Genomic DNA, 14044 nt, shown 5'->3' with positions numbered 1-14044 from the left:
CATTCAAGGGTTTTCAATACTTATTATGTACCCTTCAACACTTAAAGCCAATCATTAACCCCCTGTTAATGAAAAATTTGAAATTAGATATAGATTCATAATGTAAATGCTTTTGCAAGTGGACAAAGCTACTACAAAAAAATTTTTGCTAAGGAGAAGGCCAACTTCAGAAAAGTTGGTAGATATAAGCTTTAAAAATCTTGTTCTAGCTATGGCTTCAATGGTAGCTATCATACTTTTTTCGATATTTGCAGTTGTTTACTATGAATCAACCGAATCAATTTCAAGATATGGATTGAGGTTTCTTTTTAGCTCAGCGTGGAATCCTGTTACGGACGAGTATGGAGCATTCACTGCAATATATGGAACTCTTTTTACATCAATAGCTTCTTTATTAATTGCTATTCCATTAGGCGTAGGCACTGCAATATTTATAACTGAAAATATAATCCCTAAAAATATAAGAGATGTTATCGGAATAATGGTTGAGCTTTTAGCAGCTATTCCATCAGTAGTTTTAGGGCTCTGGGCAGTGTTTATTATGGAGCCATTTATAAGACCATTTTTGAACATGGTCCACGAAATACTTGGTTTTATACCTTTTTTTGGGACTGAACCTCTGGGAGCTGGAATGATGCCTGCAATATTAATTTTAGTTGTAATGATATTACCTATAATTACATCTATTTCAAAAGACTCATTAAATCAAATTCCATCAAATCTTAGACAAGCAGCCTATGGAATTGGAGCAACAAGATGGACAACAATTTTTAAAGTAATTATTCCAGCAGCAATTTCTGGAATTACTGGAGGTGTTTTACTAGCTCTCGGTAGAGCCATGGGTGAAACAATGGCAGTAACAATGATTATTGGCAATTCAAATAACTTTAGCTGGTCAATCTTTGCACCTTCATATACAATTTCATCAATGTTAGCCAATCAATTTGGGGAGGCAGATGGTAGCCAGGTCTCTTCTCTGATGTATGCGGCATTAATCCTTATGATATTAACATTAATGGTAAATGTATTTGCTCAGTGGATCGTTAAAAAACTGAGCTTAAAATATAAATAAATGAAATATAATTCACAAAAAATTCTAACTTATAATCCCTCTCTAAATAGAAATATTGGGAACAAAGCCTTAAGTATTATTTCTGCTCTTTTTGCCATAATCTCTGTACTTCCTTTAATATTAGTCATAAGCTATGTGTTAATCAAAGGCGGAAGCTATATAAATTTTGAGACATTAATACTTGAACCCGAACCTCCTGGCGATGATCTTCTATCTGCAGGAGGAATAGGGCCCGCAATTACTGGAACTTTTATAATGACATTAATTGCTTCAATAATATCCATACCTGTAGGAGTAGGTGGTGGAATTTATCTTGCTGAATATTCTAAGTCTGGAAAATTTGCAAGCTTTGTTAGGTTTGGATCAAATGTACTTGCAGGAGTACCATCTATAATTGCTGGAGTATTTATATACGCAATAATTGTTTCTACAAAAATATTATTTGGTTCAATGTTTAGTGGTATTGCAGGTGGTATTTCTTTGTCTATTTTAATGTTGCCAACAATAATTAAGACAACTGATGAAGCATTAAAATTAGTGCCAGATAATCTAAGAAGGGCTGCCTTTGGAGTTGGTGCATCTAAATTTACTATGATATATAATATCACTTTGCCAGCAGCATTTAGTTCTATTTCTACGGGGATACTTTTAGCACTTGCCAGAGCCGCAGGCGAGACAGCTCCATTAATCTTTACAGCATTATTTTCTAGATATTACATAACAAGTTTTGACGATCTTTTTTATGAAATGGGTTCATTATCAGTGCTAATTTATAATTTTGCACTTGAACCTTATGAATCACAAAATCAACTAGCTTGGGCAGCATCTTTTATTTTAGTTGTTGTACTATTAAGTCTAAATATTTTCTCAAGATGGATCAATAAACGTGGTGCTTTTTCTAAAAATAAAGTATAATCATGAAATAAGTAAATAATAAAATGGTTGACAAAATAAATCCAAAAAACAAAAAATTTAAAAACGACTCCTCTATCTCTATTTCCTTAGATAATGTTTCGATAAAATATGGAAATTCAGTAGCAGTAAAAAATATCTTTTGTGATATAAAAAAACATCAAGTTACATCTTTTATCGGTCCATCAGGATGTGGTAAATCAACGGTTATTAGAGCAATAAATCGTATGAACGATTTAATTGAAGGCTGTGAATTATCAGGAAGTGTCATTTTTGAAGGTACAGATATATATGCAAAAGACATAGATCCAGTAGAAGTTAGAAGAAGAATTGGAATGGTATTTCAGCAACCTAATCCTTTTCCAAAAAGTATTTACGAGAATATTGCATTCGGAGCGAGAGTAAATGGTTTTAGAGGTGACATGGATCAATTAGTAGAGGAATCTCTTATCAAGGCAGCTGTTTGGGATGAATGCAAGGATAAATTAAACGAAAGTGGTTATTCATTATCTGGAGGACAACAACAAAGATTATGTATCGCAAGGACAATTGCAATCGAACCTGATGTGATTTTAATGGACGAGCCTTGTTCAGCACTAGATCCGTTATCTACATTAAAAATTGAAGAGACAATACATGAATTGAAAAGGAATTTTACAATCATTATTGTCACTCACAATATGCAACAAGCTAATAGGGTGAGTGATTTTACAGCCTTTTTTAATACAGAAAAAAAAGGAAATGATCTCGGAGGAAAAGTTGGATTCTTAGTAGAGTTTAGTAAAACAAAAAATATGTTCAGTTCACCAAAGCAAAAATCAACGCAAGACTACATCTCTGGAAAATTTGGATAAAAACTAAAGATTTTCATCTAAACGCAACATAAGCAAGCACGGAGAGAGAGGGATTCGAACCCTCGATAGGGTTGCCCCTATACAGCATTTCCAGTGCTGCGCCTTCAACCACTCGGCCACCTCTCCTTAAATTCAGCAATGAAATCCTTTTTCGATTGCTGAATTTTAATATATACCACAAGAGAGCTCTTGTTAAAATTTTAAATGTTGGATTTATTTATTAAATAATTTTATAATAAAATAGTCTCCAGAAATCAGTTATCTATTAGTGAAAATAAATTGATTTAAAGATAAATAGAATCCTCCAATAAGCGACGATTATTATAAATAAAACAAAATTTATGATTATACCTAGCTGTAAAAGCGCAGCCTTGGATGCAGGGCTAACTAAAGCTGAAATCAATAAATTATTAGAAATTGCGAAACAGGCCGCTGAAAAAGGCGGGGCATCGCTAATGAATAATTATGGCAGGATTAAAACGATAAAATGTAAGGGGACTACTGGAGATCTTGTTACTAATGCAGACATAGAATGTGAAAAAATAGTAATAGATTATTTAGAAAAAGAGACTCCTAACATTTCTATTCTTGCGGAAGAAAGTGGATATAAGTTAAAAGATGGAGAATTAAAATGGTGCATAGACCCTCTTGATGGAACAACAAACTATGCACATGGATATCCATTTTTCGCGACTTCAATAGGTTTAATTTGGAATAGCAATCCAGTATTGGGAGCAATATCAGTACCTTCTTTAAATGAAATTTATTATGCCTCTCCAGAGCATGGATCATTTTGTAATGGCGAGAAGATAAATGTAACGGACACAAATTCCTTATCAGATTCGCTCTTAGTTACTGGTTTCGCATATGACAGACGAGAAGTATTAGATAATAACTATGCCGAATTTTGCTGGCTAACACATCGGACTCATGGCGTCAGGAGAGGAGGAGCAGCCGCAGTAGATCTAGCATTTGTAGCCTCAGGCAAAGTAGATGGTTTTTGGGAACGCGGCCTTGCGAAGTGGGATATGGCAGCAGGGGTACCAATAGTTGAAATGGCAGGTGGAATAGTTTCCAATTATCCCTCTGGAGATTTTGATCTTAATACAGGGAGAATTCTTGCTTCTAACCCAGAGATACGAAATCAGCTTCTAACAGAACTTGAAAAAATTAGACCATTAACACCTAACTCTTATGGTGGAAAATAGTCCTAATTTATGTGATCCTTAAGTAATAAAAAGATTCAAATAATGACATTGCAACCTGCCTCGGGTGCGCGCGACTTAAATCCTCAGCAAGTAAGAAAAAACCATCTCATTGCATCAAAACTTTCATCTTTATATCAACTATGGGGATATGAGCGAATATCACCACCAAATATTGAACGTCTAGACACACTCATGGCAGCTGGTGGAATTTCGAACAATGAAATACTAAAAATCGTTTCTGATGAACCACTCGGATTAAGGCCTGAAATAACAGCATCAATTGTTCGTGCCGCTTCAACTAGATTTAATGAATATGAAAGGCCACTTCGTTTTTGGTCAACAGGAACATCATTTAAATGCAATCAAAGCATTGATGGTGGTATTGATATTGAAGAGTCATTTCAAAGCGGAGTTGAGTTAATAGGAGCTAAAGCTATTAATGCAGAGATAGAACTTTTATCTCTGCTGATAGAATCATTAGAAGTAATTGAAATAGATCAGAAATATAAATTGACATTGCTTATTGGAAATACATATCTATTGGAACTTATTTTAAGCTCATTTGATTCAACCAGAATAGACCAAATAAAAAATATACTCTGCGATCTGGATTACATAGCTTTGAGTACGCTTGATGTAGAAGATGAACAAAGAAAGTTTATAAAAAATATAATGAATATGAGAGGAAAACCAGAAAACATATTAACTAATCTAAAGAAAATTTATGGCTCAAATTCCTACATTGATAACCTAAAGGAATTATTTACAATTATTGAACCATTAGCTAAAGAGAAAAGGATAGAAGTACAATTAGACCCTACATTAGGAACAAAATATAAATTATATAGTGGATTAACATTTTCTCTTGTTTCTTCATCATCAAGTGCTCCTGTTATCCTAGCCAAAGGAGGCAGATATGATGATTTAGTGAAGAAATTCAGTTCAAGCGATCATAATTGCTATGGAATTGGATTTAGTATTAGCATTGATAAAATTAGGGAATTAGTATCCTCAAATGAGGAAATGAAAAGTAATAATGAAAAAGTATTAATAGCATATAAGCAAAGTGCCAGTTTGTATAAAGCTTTAAAACGCCAGAAAGAATTTCATGTTCAAGGAATTGTTTCCTTAATTTCACATGAACCCTTAAAGACATATGATGAAACAGATCAACTTTTAAAATCCAACAGATGCAATAAAATTGAATGGATTGATTAATATCAATCAATCCATATATTTTCAATAATTGTCAGGGATCGAAAACTATTGAGCTTTAATTAATAACACTTTTGCTCTCAACACCTAAATATAAATTTGTATCGCTATGATGATAAAAATTTAGTTAAGTCATGCCTGTTAAAGAAGAAGGAACTATTCTAATTCACACAGAAAATATATTTCCAATAATAAAGAAAGCAGTCTACTCAGATCATGAAATATTCATTAGAGAACTTATAAGTAACTCCGTAGATGCAATCAAGAAGAGAAAAATGGCCGCCTTTGCAGGTGATTGTGTCGCATCTGAAGATGAAAAAATAAAGATCTCAATTGACAGAGAGCATAAGACATTGACAATTAGTGACAATGGAATAGGAATGACTAGCGATGAAATCAAAAAATATATAAATCAAGTAGCATTCTCAAGTGCAGAAGAATTTCTTGAAAAATATAAACAACCTGATGATGGCTTCATTGGTCATTTTGGACTCGGTTTTTATTCAAGTTTTATGGTGGCAGAAGAAGTTGAAATAATAACTAAATCAGCAAAGAATGATTCACAAGCTATTCAATGGAAATGTAATGGTTCACCTCAATACTCTCTTGATGTATCAGATAAAGAAGAAATAGGTACAGATATAATTTTACATTTAATGGAAGAAGAAATTGAATACATTGAACCAAGCAGGATTAAAACATTAATAAAAAAATATTGTGATTTCATGCCGATTGAAATCTCTCTTGAAGAAGAAGTTATCAACAAAATGAATCCACCATGGAGAGAAAACAAACAAAATTTAAAAGATGAAGATTATATTGAACTCTATAAGTACCTCTACCCTTTTCAAGGCGATCCTCTTTTATGGGTTCATCTAAACACAGACTATCCATATAATTTGCAAGGTATATTATATTTTCCAAAGATAAGTGGAAGAGCCGATTGGGAGAGTGGTGAAATCAAACTTTTCTGTAATCAGGTATTTGTAAGTGACTCAATTAAAGAAATTGTTCCTAGATACCTATTACCTTTGAGGGGAGTAATTGATTCACCCGACATACCTTTAAATGTAAGCAGAAGCGCATTACAATCAGACAGAAGAGTTAAATCTATTGGCAACTTTATAGCAAAGAAGCTAGCCGATAAACTTAAAACATTAAAGAAAGATGAAAGCCAATTTTATGCTGATATTTGGGACTCCATATCTCCTTTTATAAAAATAGGTGCTATGGAAGATGAGAAGTTTTCCGAGCAAGTAAAAGAGATAATTTTATATTCCACAACTAAAAACATTTCAGAAGATACTGAAGGCGCTGAAGAACTAATAAAATCTGGTTCGAAGACTTTTACCACTCTTGATGGTTATAAGAATAGGCTCACTGATGATAACAAAAAGGTATTATATTCAACGGATGAAGTCTCTCAATCGACTGCACTCAATATGTGGACTTCACAAGGGAAAGAAGTTTTAAAACTTGATACTGTAATTGATACCCAATTTATTCCTTGGCTAGAAGAAAAAAACAAAGACATAAATTTTGTCAGAGTCGATTCAGAACTTGATGAAAGTTTAAAAGATGATTCGCCTGAAATTGCAGATAAAGATGGAAATACAACGTCAGAAACCCTGAAAAAGATTATTAGTTCAGCTCTAAATAATGAAAAAGTGACGGTACAAGTTCAAAACCTAAAAAGTGAGAATTCACCCCCTTCATTAATATTATTACCAGAGCAAATGAGAAGAATTAATGACATAACAGCATTAATGGAACAGAAACTACCTGGTTTACCTGAATATCATAATTTAATCATCAATTCAAACCATCCTCTTATTCAAGGATTACTAAAGTTAAATTCCAACCCTATAATTATTGAAGGATCTAACAATTCTGAAGAAGGTCAGTTAGCTAATGAAATCGCTATCCATGTTTATGAGATGGCAAAACTGTCAATTGGAGGTCTCGAGAATAAAGATATCGCAGCTTTTCAAACTAGAAATGCTGAGGTTTTAGGAAAATTAATGCAAAAATTCGTTTAAACTCAACCTCATTTGATAGAATATAAAGACGATAAAGCTTGAAAAATGTCTAGGGTTTGCCAACTTACAGGTACTAGAGCTAACAATGGAATGTCAGTAAGCCATTCCCATATCAGAACCAAGAAATTGCAGCAAGCGAATTTGCAGCAGCGTAGATTATGGTGGGAAGAAGAAAACAAATGGGTTAATATAAGAGTAACCACAAGAGCACTAAAAACTATTCAGAAGAAGGGATTAGGAAACTATGCCAAATCATTAGGGGTAGATTTAAACAAACTTTAAATTTGATTTGTTAATCAAATGAAAAGGCGACAGTTTATAAAATCTTTTTTATCTTCCAGTATTTTATTTATTAAACCCTCAAGATTATTTGCAAGTATAAATTCGGTTAGGATTGGTCAAAAAGCACCTCTTTTCTTATTAAATGGTTATAACAAAAACATTCCCAATAAAAAGGAATGGTCTCTAGATGATTTTTCTGGTGAATGGTTAATTTTATATTTTTATCCTAAGGATTACTCTAGCGGTTGTACATTACAAGCTAAAAATTTTCAAGATAATCTTTCTAAGTTTAAAAAACTTAATTCCTCCATAGTTGGAATCTCTGCTGACAATGAAGAAGAACATGAATCATTTTGTACATCCGAAAAACTTGGATACACCTTACTTTCAGATACAACAGGAGAAGTAAGTAAATCATATGATTCATGGTTGGATCCCTATTCAAAAAGAAATACATTTATGATCAATCCAAAGGGTATAGTTGTATATAAATGGATAGGGGTAAGACCCATAGGACATTCTCAAGAAGTTTTAGAAGAGCTTATTAAACAAAAGAAAATATATGCATGAACTTTCCTTAGGAACATGGTTTATCCACATTGCAACACTATTTGAGTGGGGCATTGCAATAATAATAATTGACTATATTTCATCAATATCGAATAACAAGGCATTAGGTTATTTCGCTTTAGCAATGTTGCCAAATTTAGCTAGCGCTATGGCCGCAATCACCTGGCATATATTTGACAATAGTATTGAATTAAAAGGATTAGTTGTATTACAGGCAGCTCTTACAACAATAGGAAATATATGTCTTGCTTTTGCTGCATGGAACTTATTTAAATCTGAGTCATCACAACCAAACCAATGAATATTTCAATTCTTAGTCTTGAATCAATTGCACGAATTGATCCTAGTCCATTCTTCATCCTTTCTCTAATTCCTTATCTCATATTCCTGCGTTACGCTGGAAAATCAAAAGCGATACCAAAAATATCATTTTTAGGTTTTAAGTTAACTCTCTTATTTGTGTTCATGACGATAGTTTTTGCAATAATCGCACAAATTTATTTTGGAGATGAATTAACAAATGTAGATGTACTGCACGGACTAGCAGAATCATTTTTAACGGTTAGCGATGCATTTGTTGTTTACGGTTTTGTATTGATGCTGCAGTCAATAAAAACTAAAACGGAAGTAAAAAACTCTTAAGAGGTGAGTAACATTTGACGCAAAAGCATTGTTTATGGTCGATAATGAAAACATTCAATAGGTATAAAAGATGTTCACAACACTACTAGCTGCTGCTGATCCTGTGACATTTCAGTGGTCTCCAAAATGTGCCGTTGTGATGATCATTTTCAATTTACTTGCTTATGCAATAGCTAGATCAAATATTGAAAAGCCAAACGAAGGTTTTCCTATGCCTAATGCTCAGTTCTACGGCGGACTAAGTCATGGCTCTTTTGTTGCTGCAAATTGCCTAGGTCATGTTTTAGGAATAGGTTCAATTTTGGGTCTAGCAGCTAGAGGCGTCCTATAATAAATATTAAGTTTTAAATTAAATAATAAAAAAGGATTATTAGTTAATAATCCTTTTTTTATTATTTTTATTATTAGTTAATTAATTAAAATTAAATTTATTTCTAATTTGATCAGCCATCATATCTGGTGTTAAACCAAGGGATTCTTTACTTTGCTGTGGAGTAGCATGATCAACTAATTTATCTGGTATTCCAATTCTTAATGTGGGAACAAGGATATCATTGTCATTAAATGATTCAACTACTGCTGCACCAAAACCACCCAACAATGTACCTTCTTCCATTGTTACTACTTTACCAATCTTTTTAGCAGCCTTGTGAATAGTTTCCTCATCTAATGGTCTTATAAAGCGAGCATTAATAACAGTGCTATTTACACCAAATTCTTTAAGTATTTCTGCTGTTTTTATTGCTGGGCAAACCATAGAACCATAACCAATAATCAATAAATTATCGCCCTCTTCTATTATCTCAGCCTTACCAATTTCTAAGCTCTCCCATCCTTCCTCCATTAATGCGGCCCCTTCTCCAGAACCACGAGGTATTCTTAAAGCTGACGGACCATTGTGATTAATACATGTAACTAACATTCTCTGTAATTCTGACTCATCTTTTGGAGCCATAACGGTGAAATTAGGTACACATCTCAAATAACTAATGTCATATTGTCCTTGATGTGTAGGCCCATCAGCACCAACTATTCCAGCTCTATCTAATACAAAAGTTACAGGTAAATTCTGTATTCCGATATCGTGTATCAGCTGATCATATGCACGTTGTAAAAAAGTACTGTAAATAGCTACCACTGGCTTCAAACCCTCGCAAGCCATTCCTCCAGCAAGAGTTACAGCATGTTGTTCAGCTATTCCAACATCTACATATTGATCTGGAATAGCTTTCTGCAAGAGATTTAAAGCAGTACCTTCAGCCATCGCTGCTGTAATACCTACAATCTTGCTGTCTTGCTCGCAAAGCTTTACTAAAGTTTGACCAAAAACCTTGCTAAAACTAGGAGGTTTAGGAGTTTTAGAGGGGATAGATTTACCTGTCGTTAAATCAAAGGAGGACTGAGCATGGTAACCAACCTGGTCAGCCTCAGCATAGGGATAACCTTTCCCTTTAGTAGTAACCACATGAACCATTACTGGTCCGCCAACTTTATGCGCTGCATTAAATGTCCTAGTTAATTCAGCAATATCATGACCATCCACAGGCCCCATATAAGTAAAACCCAATTCTTCAAAAACAGCTCCAACCTTGGGAACTGCTAATCGCCTAACACTACCAGTAAGAGATTTAAATTCTTCTTGGATAGCATCTCCCATAAAAGGAAGATTTTTCACACTTTCTTGAACACTGTCCGAAATAAATTGGACAGGTGGGCTATGCCGCATACGATTTAAATAAGTGGACAATGCACCAACTGGAGGAGAGATTGACATGTCATTGTCATTTAAAACAACCAAAAGTGGGGTTTTGGGTAGATGTCCAGCATGATTTATTGCCTCTAAAGCCATTCCACCCGTCAAGGCACCATCGCCAATTACAGCTACACACTTATAATCTTCTCCTTTTCGATCTCTAGCGATCGCCATACCAAGAGCAGCAGAAATAGATGTGCTCGCATGCCCCGCTCCAAAATGATCAAACTTACTTTCTGTTCTTTTTAGGTAACCTGCAACTCCTTTTTGCTGCCTAAGCGAATCAAATCGCTCATATCTTCCTGTGAGTAACTTGTGAGGATAAGCTTGATGTCCAACATCCCAAATAACTTTATCGACATCTAAATCTAAAGTCTGATAGAGAGCAATTGTTAACTCAACAACACCAAGACCTGGACCTAAGTGCCCACCACTAGTAGAAACAACTTGAAGATGCCTTTCTCTAATTTGGCAAGCAACATCTTCCAATTCACTAATGGCTAAGCCATGAAGCTCATTCGGATGACTTAACTGGCTCAGACGCATACAACTCTGAGATTGAATCTCTCCAATCTACGAGGTCTACCCTACATTTTGATAAAACTTGCACAAGAACAAATGGAATGTAGAAAATACATAAACCAAAAATCGGTGAAAAACTAGATATGGAGGACTATCTACAGAAAATACTAAGAGCTCGTGTTTATGACGTTGCTGAAGAAACACCCCTAGAAAGAGCAAAAAACTTAAGCAAAAAATTTAAAAATGACATCTGGTTAAAGAGAGAAGACCTTCAACCAGTCTTTTCATTCAAATTAAGAGGTGCATTTAATCGCATGTCTCAATTATCTAAAAAAGAGCTTTCAAAGGGTGTAATTGCATCAAGCGCTGGAAACCATGCGCAAGGAGTTGCTTTAAGTGCATCATTTCTTGAATGCAGATCCGTGATTGTAATGCCTTTAACAACTCCCATAATGAAGGTAAAAGCAGTTGAATCACTTAAAGCAGAAGTTATTCTTTTTGGTGAAACATATGATGAATGTTACGAAAAAGCCCTAGAAATATCCAAAAAAGAAAATCTAACTTTTATTCATCCTTTTGATGATCCTGAGGTTATAGCTGGACAGGGAACAATAGGTCTTGAAATACTTAGACAAAGTCATACACCACCTGACGCAATATACATCGCAGTAGGAGGAGGAGGACTCATAGCAGGAGTAAGTGCATACGTAAAAGCAATTTGGCCAGACACAAAGATTATTGGTGTTGAACCTGAAGATGCTTGCGCAATGACACTTTCAATAAAAGAAAACAAAACCGTTGAGCTTGAAAGTGTTGGCCTTTTTGCAGACGGTGTTGCTGTAAGAAAGGTAGGAGAAAATACTTTCTCAATTTGCAAAAAAAATGTTGATGAAATGATTACAGTAAATACTGACGAAATATGCGCAGCTATAAAAGATGTTTTTGAGGATACCCGATCAATTCTAGAACCAGCGGGTGCCTTATCTATCGCTGGTTTAAAAAAGCATGTTATTAACAATAAGTTAAAGAATAGCAATCTAGTTGCCATTGCTTGTGGTGCGAATATGAACTTTGAAAGACTAAGATTTGTAGCAGAAAGAGCTGAATTAGGAGAAGAAAAAGAAGCAATGATTGCAGTCGGGATTCCTGAAAAAGCAGGGAGTTTAAAACTTTTATGTCAAACACTTGGATCAAGAAGTTTAACTGAATTTAGTTACAGGATGTCAGAAGGTAAAACAGCACAAATATTTATGGGTGTTGAAGTGTCGAACATAAATGACAGGGAACTATTAATAAGTGAAATAAAAAGAAAGGGTTTTGATTGCTGTGATTTAAGTAATGATGAATTGTCTAAGGTTCATCTCAGGCACATGGTTGGGGGCAGGCTACCAAGATCAATAAATCAACTATCAAATGGAGAATATAGAGAATTACTTTACAGATTTGAATTTCCGGAAAGACCTGGAGCCTTAATGAGATTTGTCAATTCAATGAGACCAGAATGGACAATAAGCATTTTCCATTATCGAAACCATGGTGCTGATACTGGAAGAATAGTAATAGGTGTGCTTGTCAATGACTCCGACATTCCAGCTTGGAATGAATTTGTTGAAAAAATAGGTTATAAAAGTTGGAAAGAGACAGATAATCCAGCATATAAATTATTTTTAGGTGCACACTTCAATTAGACGCGTTAATTTTGGATATCAAAAAAAATAATTTTTAATTTCAAAGTTATGAGTGAGAACATACAAATTTCTTTACCCGCGAAGATTGAAGCAATCCTTTATCTAAAAGGAAGACCAACATCATCAAAAGAGATGGCTGAATTACTTGAAAAAGATATAGCTGAAATTGAAAAAGCACTCTGGGAACTTAAGGCTGGATATGCTCAGCGCGACACTTCTTTAGAAATAATTGAAAACAAAAATCATTACAGCTTGGAATTAAAACAAGGACTAGGTGAGTTGGTTCAGGATCTTCTCCCAGCAGATTTGTCGATTGCGACCCTAAGAACATTGGCTACTGTTGCGCTTAAGAAGAAGATACTCCAATCAGAATTAGTTGATCTTAGAGGATCTGGAGCATACGATCACATTAAAGAACTTGTAGATAAGAATTTCGTGGAAAGAAGACGACAAAAGGATGGTCGTTCTTTCTGGCTAACTCTTTCAGAAAAATTTCATCAAACATTTTCCGTATTACCTGAACCAAATCAAGCGGAAGACAAAAATGCGGCATAATATAGAACCAAAAATTAATCGCCAATGGGTTACGAAATTATTCCAACAATTCTGCTTGTACTTTTAAAAACACTTGGAATTTATTCAACAATATTGATCATTAGGGTTCTACTGACCTGGTTCCCAAATCTTGATATGAGTAATCCCATACTTCTAAATTTATGCGCTATTACCGATCCTTATTTGAATTTTTTCAGAGGAATAATTCCTCCATTAGGAGGCTTAGATTTATCTCCTATTTTAGCCTTTGTAGTAATCAGAGTTGTTCAAGGAATACTTGGAAATGCAGCAGCACTCGCAATGGGAGGGTTTCAAATGTATGGATAATTTAAAATTCAACGATTATCGCCGCTGCCTTGAATTTTCCCTCGAGATTTTCGACTGTTCAGCTTCTGCAAGTTTGCATGAGCAACCTCTTCCAATTCATATCCCAATTCGCTAGAGAGTTGTGATATGTACCAAAGAACATCACCTAGTTCAAATTTAATTGCATCCTTACTATCTTTATCAAATACACCTTTTTTATCTCTTATAATTTTCTTAACTTTATCAGCGACCTCACCGGCCTCTCCAACCAGACCTAATGTTGGATAAATAGCATTGCTACCGACTTCAGGATAAAGAGCTGTCTTGCGAGATTCTCTTTGATAATCATTTAATTCCATTTTTATTTACTTGAAAAAGCAAAGTTGACAAATAAAACACAACTAGATGTTAGTTTTTTGTTATCAC

General features: G+C 34.4%; 16 protein-coding genes and 1 tRNA gene. 14 read left to right on the top strand and 3 right to left on the bottom strand.

The genetic code is table 11. The features are described from left to right. Positions 1 to 118 precede the first annotated feature (118 nt). The 3 genes from pstC to pstB are packed head-to-tail and all read left to right on the top strand — an operon-like array spanning position 119 to position 2838. Positions 119 to 1072, top strand: coding sequence for a phosphate ABC transporter permease subunit PstC (gene pstC, locus AC6EI0_RS01600; RefSeq protein WP_498522770.1), 954 nt, complete (start codon positions 119 to 121; stop codon positions 1070 to 1072). After that, positions 1073 to 1987 carry a phosphate ABC transporter permease PstA gene (pstA, locus tag AC6EI0_RS01595; RefSeq protein WP_498522769.1) on the top strand — a complete coding sequence of 305 codons (915 nt, stop codon included), beginning with the start codon at positions 1073 to 1075 and terminating at the stop codon, positions 1985 to 1987. Between the two features lie 35 nt (positions 1988 to 2022). After that, positions 2023 to 2838: a phosphate ABC transporter ATP-binding protein PstB gene (pstB, locus tag AC6EI0_RS01590; protein ID WP_498523485.1), complete on the top strand. Its 816-nt coding sequence runs from the start codon at positions 2023 to 2025 to the stop codon at positions 2836 to 2838. A 39-nt stretch (positions 2839 to 2877) separates the two neighbouring features. On the opposite strand, the gene AC6EI0_RS01585 is transcribed toward pstB, so the two are convergent. After that, positions 2878 to 2964 (bottom strand) — tRNA-Ser (locus tag AC6EI0_RS01585). 215 nt (positions 2965 to 3179) lie between these two features. Between AC6EI0_RS01585 and AC6EI0_RS01580 the strand changes: the two genes are divergently transcribed. The 8 genes from AC6EI0_RS01580 to psaK all read left to right on the top strand — a co-directional run bounded on the left by AC6EI0_RS01580 (position 3180) and on the right by psaK (position 9125). Next, positions 3180 to 4046, top strand: a complete 867-nt coding sequence (locus AC6EI0_RS01580; RefSeq protein ID WP_498522768.1) for an inositol monophosphatase family protein — start codon at positions 3180 to 3182, stop codon at positions 4044 to 4046. Positions 4047 to 4088: 42 nt separating this feature from the next. Then, complete coding sequence (locus AC6EI0_RS01575) at positions 4089 to 5264, top strand: ATP phosphoribosyltransferase regulatory subunit (RefSeq protein ID WP_498522767.1); 1176 nt, start codon at positions 4089 to 4091, stop codon at positions 5262 to 5264. A gap of 131 nt (positions 5265 to 5395) precedes the next feature. Beyond that, positions 5396 to 7300 carry a molecular chaperone HtpG gene (htpG, locus tag AC6EI0_RS01570; protein ID WP_498522766.1) on the top strand — a complete coding sequence of 635 codons (1905 nt, stop codon included), beginning with the start codon at positions 5396 to 5398 and terminating at the stop codon, positions 7298 to 7300. 45 nt (positions 7301 to 7345) lie between these two features. After that, entirely contained in the window at positions 7346 to 7582 is a 237-nt protein-coding gene (rpmB, locus tag AC6EI0_RS01565) for a 50S ribosomal protein L28 (RefSeq protein ID WP_498522765.1), read from the top strand. Positions 7583 to 7600: 18 nt separating this feature from the next. Further along, positions 7601 to 8152, top strand: a complete 552-nt coding sequence (locus AC6EI0_RS01560) for a peroxiredoxin (RefSeq protein ID WP_498522764.1) — start codon at positions 7601 to 7603, stop codon at positions 8150 to 8152. Continuing rightward, positions 8145 to 8453, top strand: coding sequence for a DUF2499 domain-containing protein (locus tag AC6EI0_RS01555; protein WP_498522763.1), 309 nt, complete (start codon positions 8145 to 8147; stop codon positions 8451 to 8453). Before AC6EI0_RS01560 ends, AC6EI0_RS01555 begins: the two co-directional genes overlap by 8 nt. Beyond that, positions 8450 to 8794 (top strand): DUF3593 domain-containing protein, encoded by a 345-nt coding sequence (locus AC6EI0_RS01550; protein ID WP_498522762.1) that lies wholly within the window; start codon positions 8450 to 8452, stop codon positions 8792 to 8794. The genes AC6EI0_RS01555 and AC6EI0_RS01550 overlap by 4 nt, the downstream gene beginning before the upstream one ends. Before the next feature lie 70 nt (positions 8795 to 8864). Next, the gene (psaK, locus tag AC6EI0_RS01545) at positions 8865 to 9125 is read left to right on the top strand and encodes a photosystem I reaction center subunit PsaK (protein ID WP_498522761.1); all 261 of its coding nucleotides are present in this window, start codon (positions 8865 to 8867) and stop codon (positions 9123 to 9125) included. Positions 9126 to 9206: 81 nt separating this feature from the next. Here psaK and dxs read toward each other — a convergent pair whose 3' ends face one another. Continuing rightward, positions 9207 to 11093: a 1-deoxy-D-xylulose-5-phosphate synthase gene (dxs, locus tag AC6EI0_RS01540; protein ID WP_498522760.1), complete on the bottom strand. Its 1887-nt coding sequence runs from the start codon at positions 11091 to 11093 to the stop codon at positions 9207 to 9209. Between the two features lie 119 nt (positions 11094 to 11212). Here dxs and ilvA point away from each other — a divergent pair, with 119 nt between their 5' ends. From ilvA to AC6EI0_RS01525, 3 genes are read left to right on the top strand one after another with little or no spacing between them, the layout of a single operon-like run. Beyond that, a complete protein-coding gene (gene ilvA, locus AC6EI0_RS01535; RefSeq protein ID WP_498522759.1) occupies positions 11213 to 12757 on the top strand; it encodes a threonine ammonia-lyase, biosynthetic in 1545 nt (514 codons plus the stop codon). Positions 12758 to 12805: 48 nt separating this feature from the next. Next, the gene (scpB, locus tag AC6EI0_RS01530; protein ID WP_498522758.1) at positions 12806 to 13312 is read left to right on the top strand and encodes an SMC-Scp complex subunit ScpB; all 507 of its coding nucleotides are present in this window, start codon (positions 12806 to 12808) and stop codon (positions 13310 to 13312) included. A 24-nt stretch (positions 13313 to 13336) separates the two neighbouring features. After that, positions 13337 to 13639, top strand: coding sequence for a YggT family protein (locus tag AC6EI0_RS01525; protein WP_158466549.1), 303 nt, complete (start codon positions 13337 to 13339; stop codon positions 13637 to 13639). A gap of 8 nt (positions 13640 to 13647) precedes the next feature. On the opposite strand, the gene AC6EI0_RS01520 is transcribed toward AC6EI0_RS01525, so the two are convergent. After that, positions 13648 to 13977 (bottom strand): nucleoside triphosphate pyrophosphohydrolase family protein, encoded by a 330-nt coding sequence (locus AC6EI0_RS01520; RefSeq protein WP_498522757.1) that lies wholly within the window; start codon positions 13975 to 13977, stop codon positions 13648 to 13650. Positions 13978 to 14044 lie beyond the last annotated feature (67 nt).

The sequence above is a fragment of the Prochlorococcus sp. G5PB11 genome (genome assembly GCF_059772425.1).
Note: the sequence above shows the minus strand (reverse complement) of the source record. Positions and strands in the feature narration are given on the sequence as shown.

What these genes read in the sequence shown, in the direction of transcription:
- pstA (WP_498522769.1), top strand. Translation starts at nt 1,073, where the DNA reads ATGAAATATAATTCACAAAAAATTCTAACTTATAATCCCTCTCTAAAT.
- AC6EI0_RS01580 (WP_498522768.1), top strand. Translation starts at nt 3,180, where the DNA reads ATGATTATACCTAGCTGTAAAAGCGCAGCCTTGGATGCAGGGCTAACT.
- AC6EI0_RS01575 (WP_498522767.1), top strand. Translation starts at nt 4,089, where the DNA reads ATGACATTGCAACCTGCCTCGGGTGCGCGCGACTTAAATCCTCAGCAA.
- htpG (WP_498522766.1), top strand. Translation starts at nt 5,396, where the DNA reads ATGCCTGTTAAAGAAGAAGGAACTATTCTAATTCACACAGAAAATATA.
- rpmB (WP_498522765.1), top strand. Translation starts at nt 7,346, where the DNA reads ATGTCTAGGGTTTGCCAACTTACAGGTACTAGAGCTAACAATGGAATG.
- AC6EI0_RS01560 (WP_498522764.1), top strand. Translation starts at nt 7,601, where the DNA reads ATGAAAAGGCGACAGTTTATAAAATCTTTTTTATCTTCCAGTATTTTA.
- AC6EI0_RS01555 (WP_498522763.1), top strand. Translation starts at nt 8,145, where the DNA reads ATGCATGAACTTTCCTTAGGAACATGGTTTATCCACATTGCAACACTA.
- AC6EI0_RS01550 (WP_498522762.1), top strand. Translation starts at nt 8,450, where the DNA reads ATGAATATTTCAATTCTTAGTCTTGAATCAATTGCACGAATTGATCCT.
- psaK (WP_498522761.1), top strand. Translation starts at nt 8,865, where the DNA reads ATGTTCACAACACTACTAGCTGCTGCTGATCCTGTGACATTTCAGTGG.
- dxs (WP_498522760.1), bottom strand. Translation starts at nt 11,093, where the DNA reads ATGCGTCTGAGCCAGTTAAGTCATCCGAATGAGCTTCATGGCTTAGCC.
- ilvA (WP_498522759.1), top strand. Translation starts at nt 11,213, where the DNA reads ATGGAGGACTATCTACAGAAAATACTAAGAGCTCGTGTTTATGACGTT.
- scpB (WP_498522758.1), top strand. Translation starts at nt 12,806, where the DNA reads ATGAGTGAGAACATACAAATTTCTTTACCCGCGAAGATTGAAGCAATC.
- AC6EI0_RS01525 (WP_158466549.1), top strand. Translation starts at nt 13,337, where the DNA reads ATGGGTTACGAAATTATTCCAACAATTCTGCTTGTACTTTTAAAAACA.
- AC6EI0_RS01520 (WP_498522757.1), bottom strand. Translation starts at nt 13,977, where the DNA reads ATGGAATTAAATGATTATCAAAGAGAATCTCGCAAGACAGCTCTTTAT.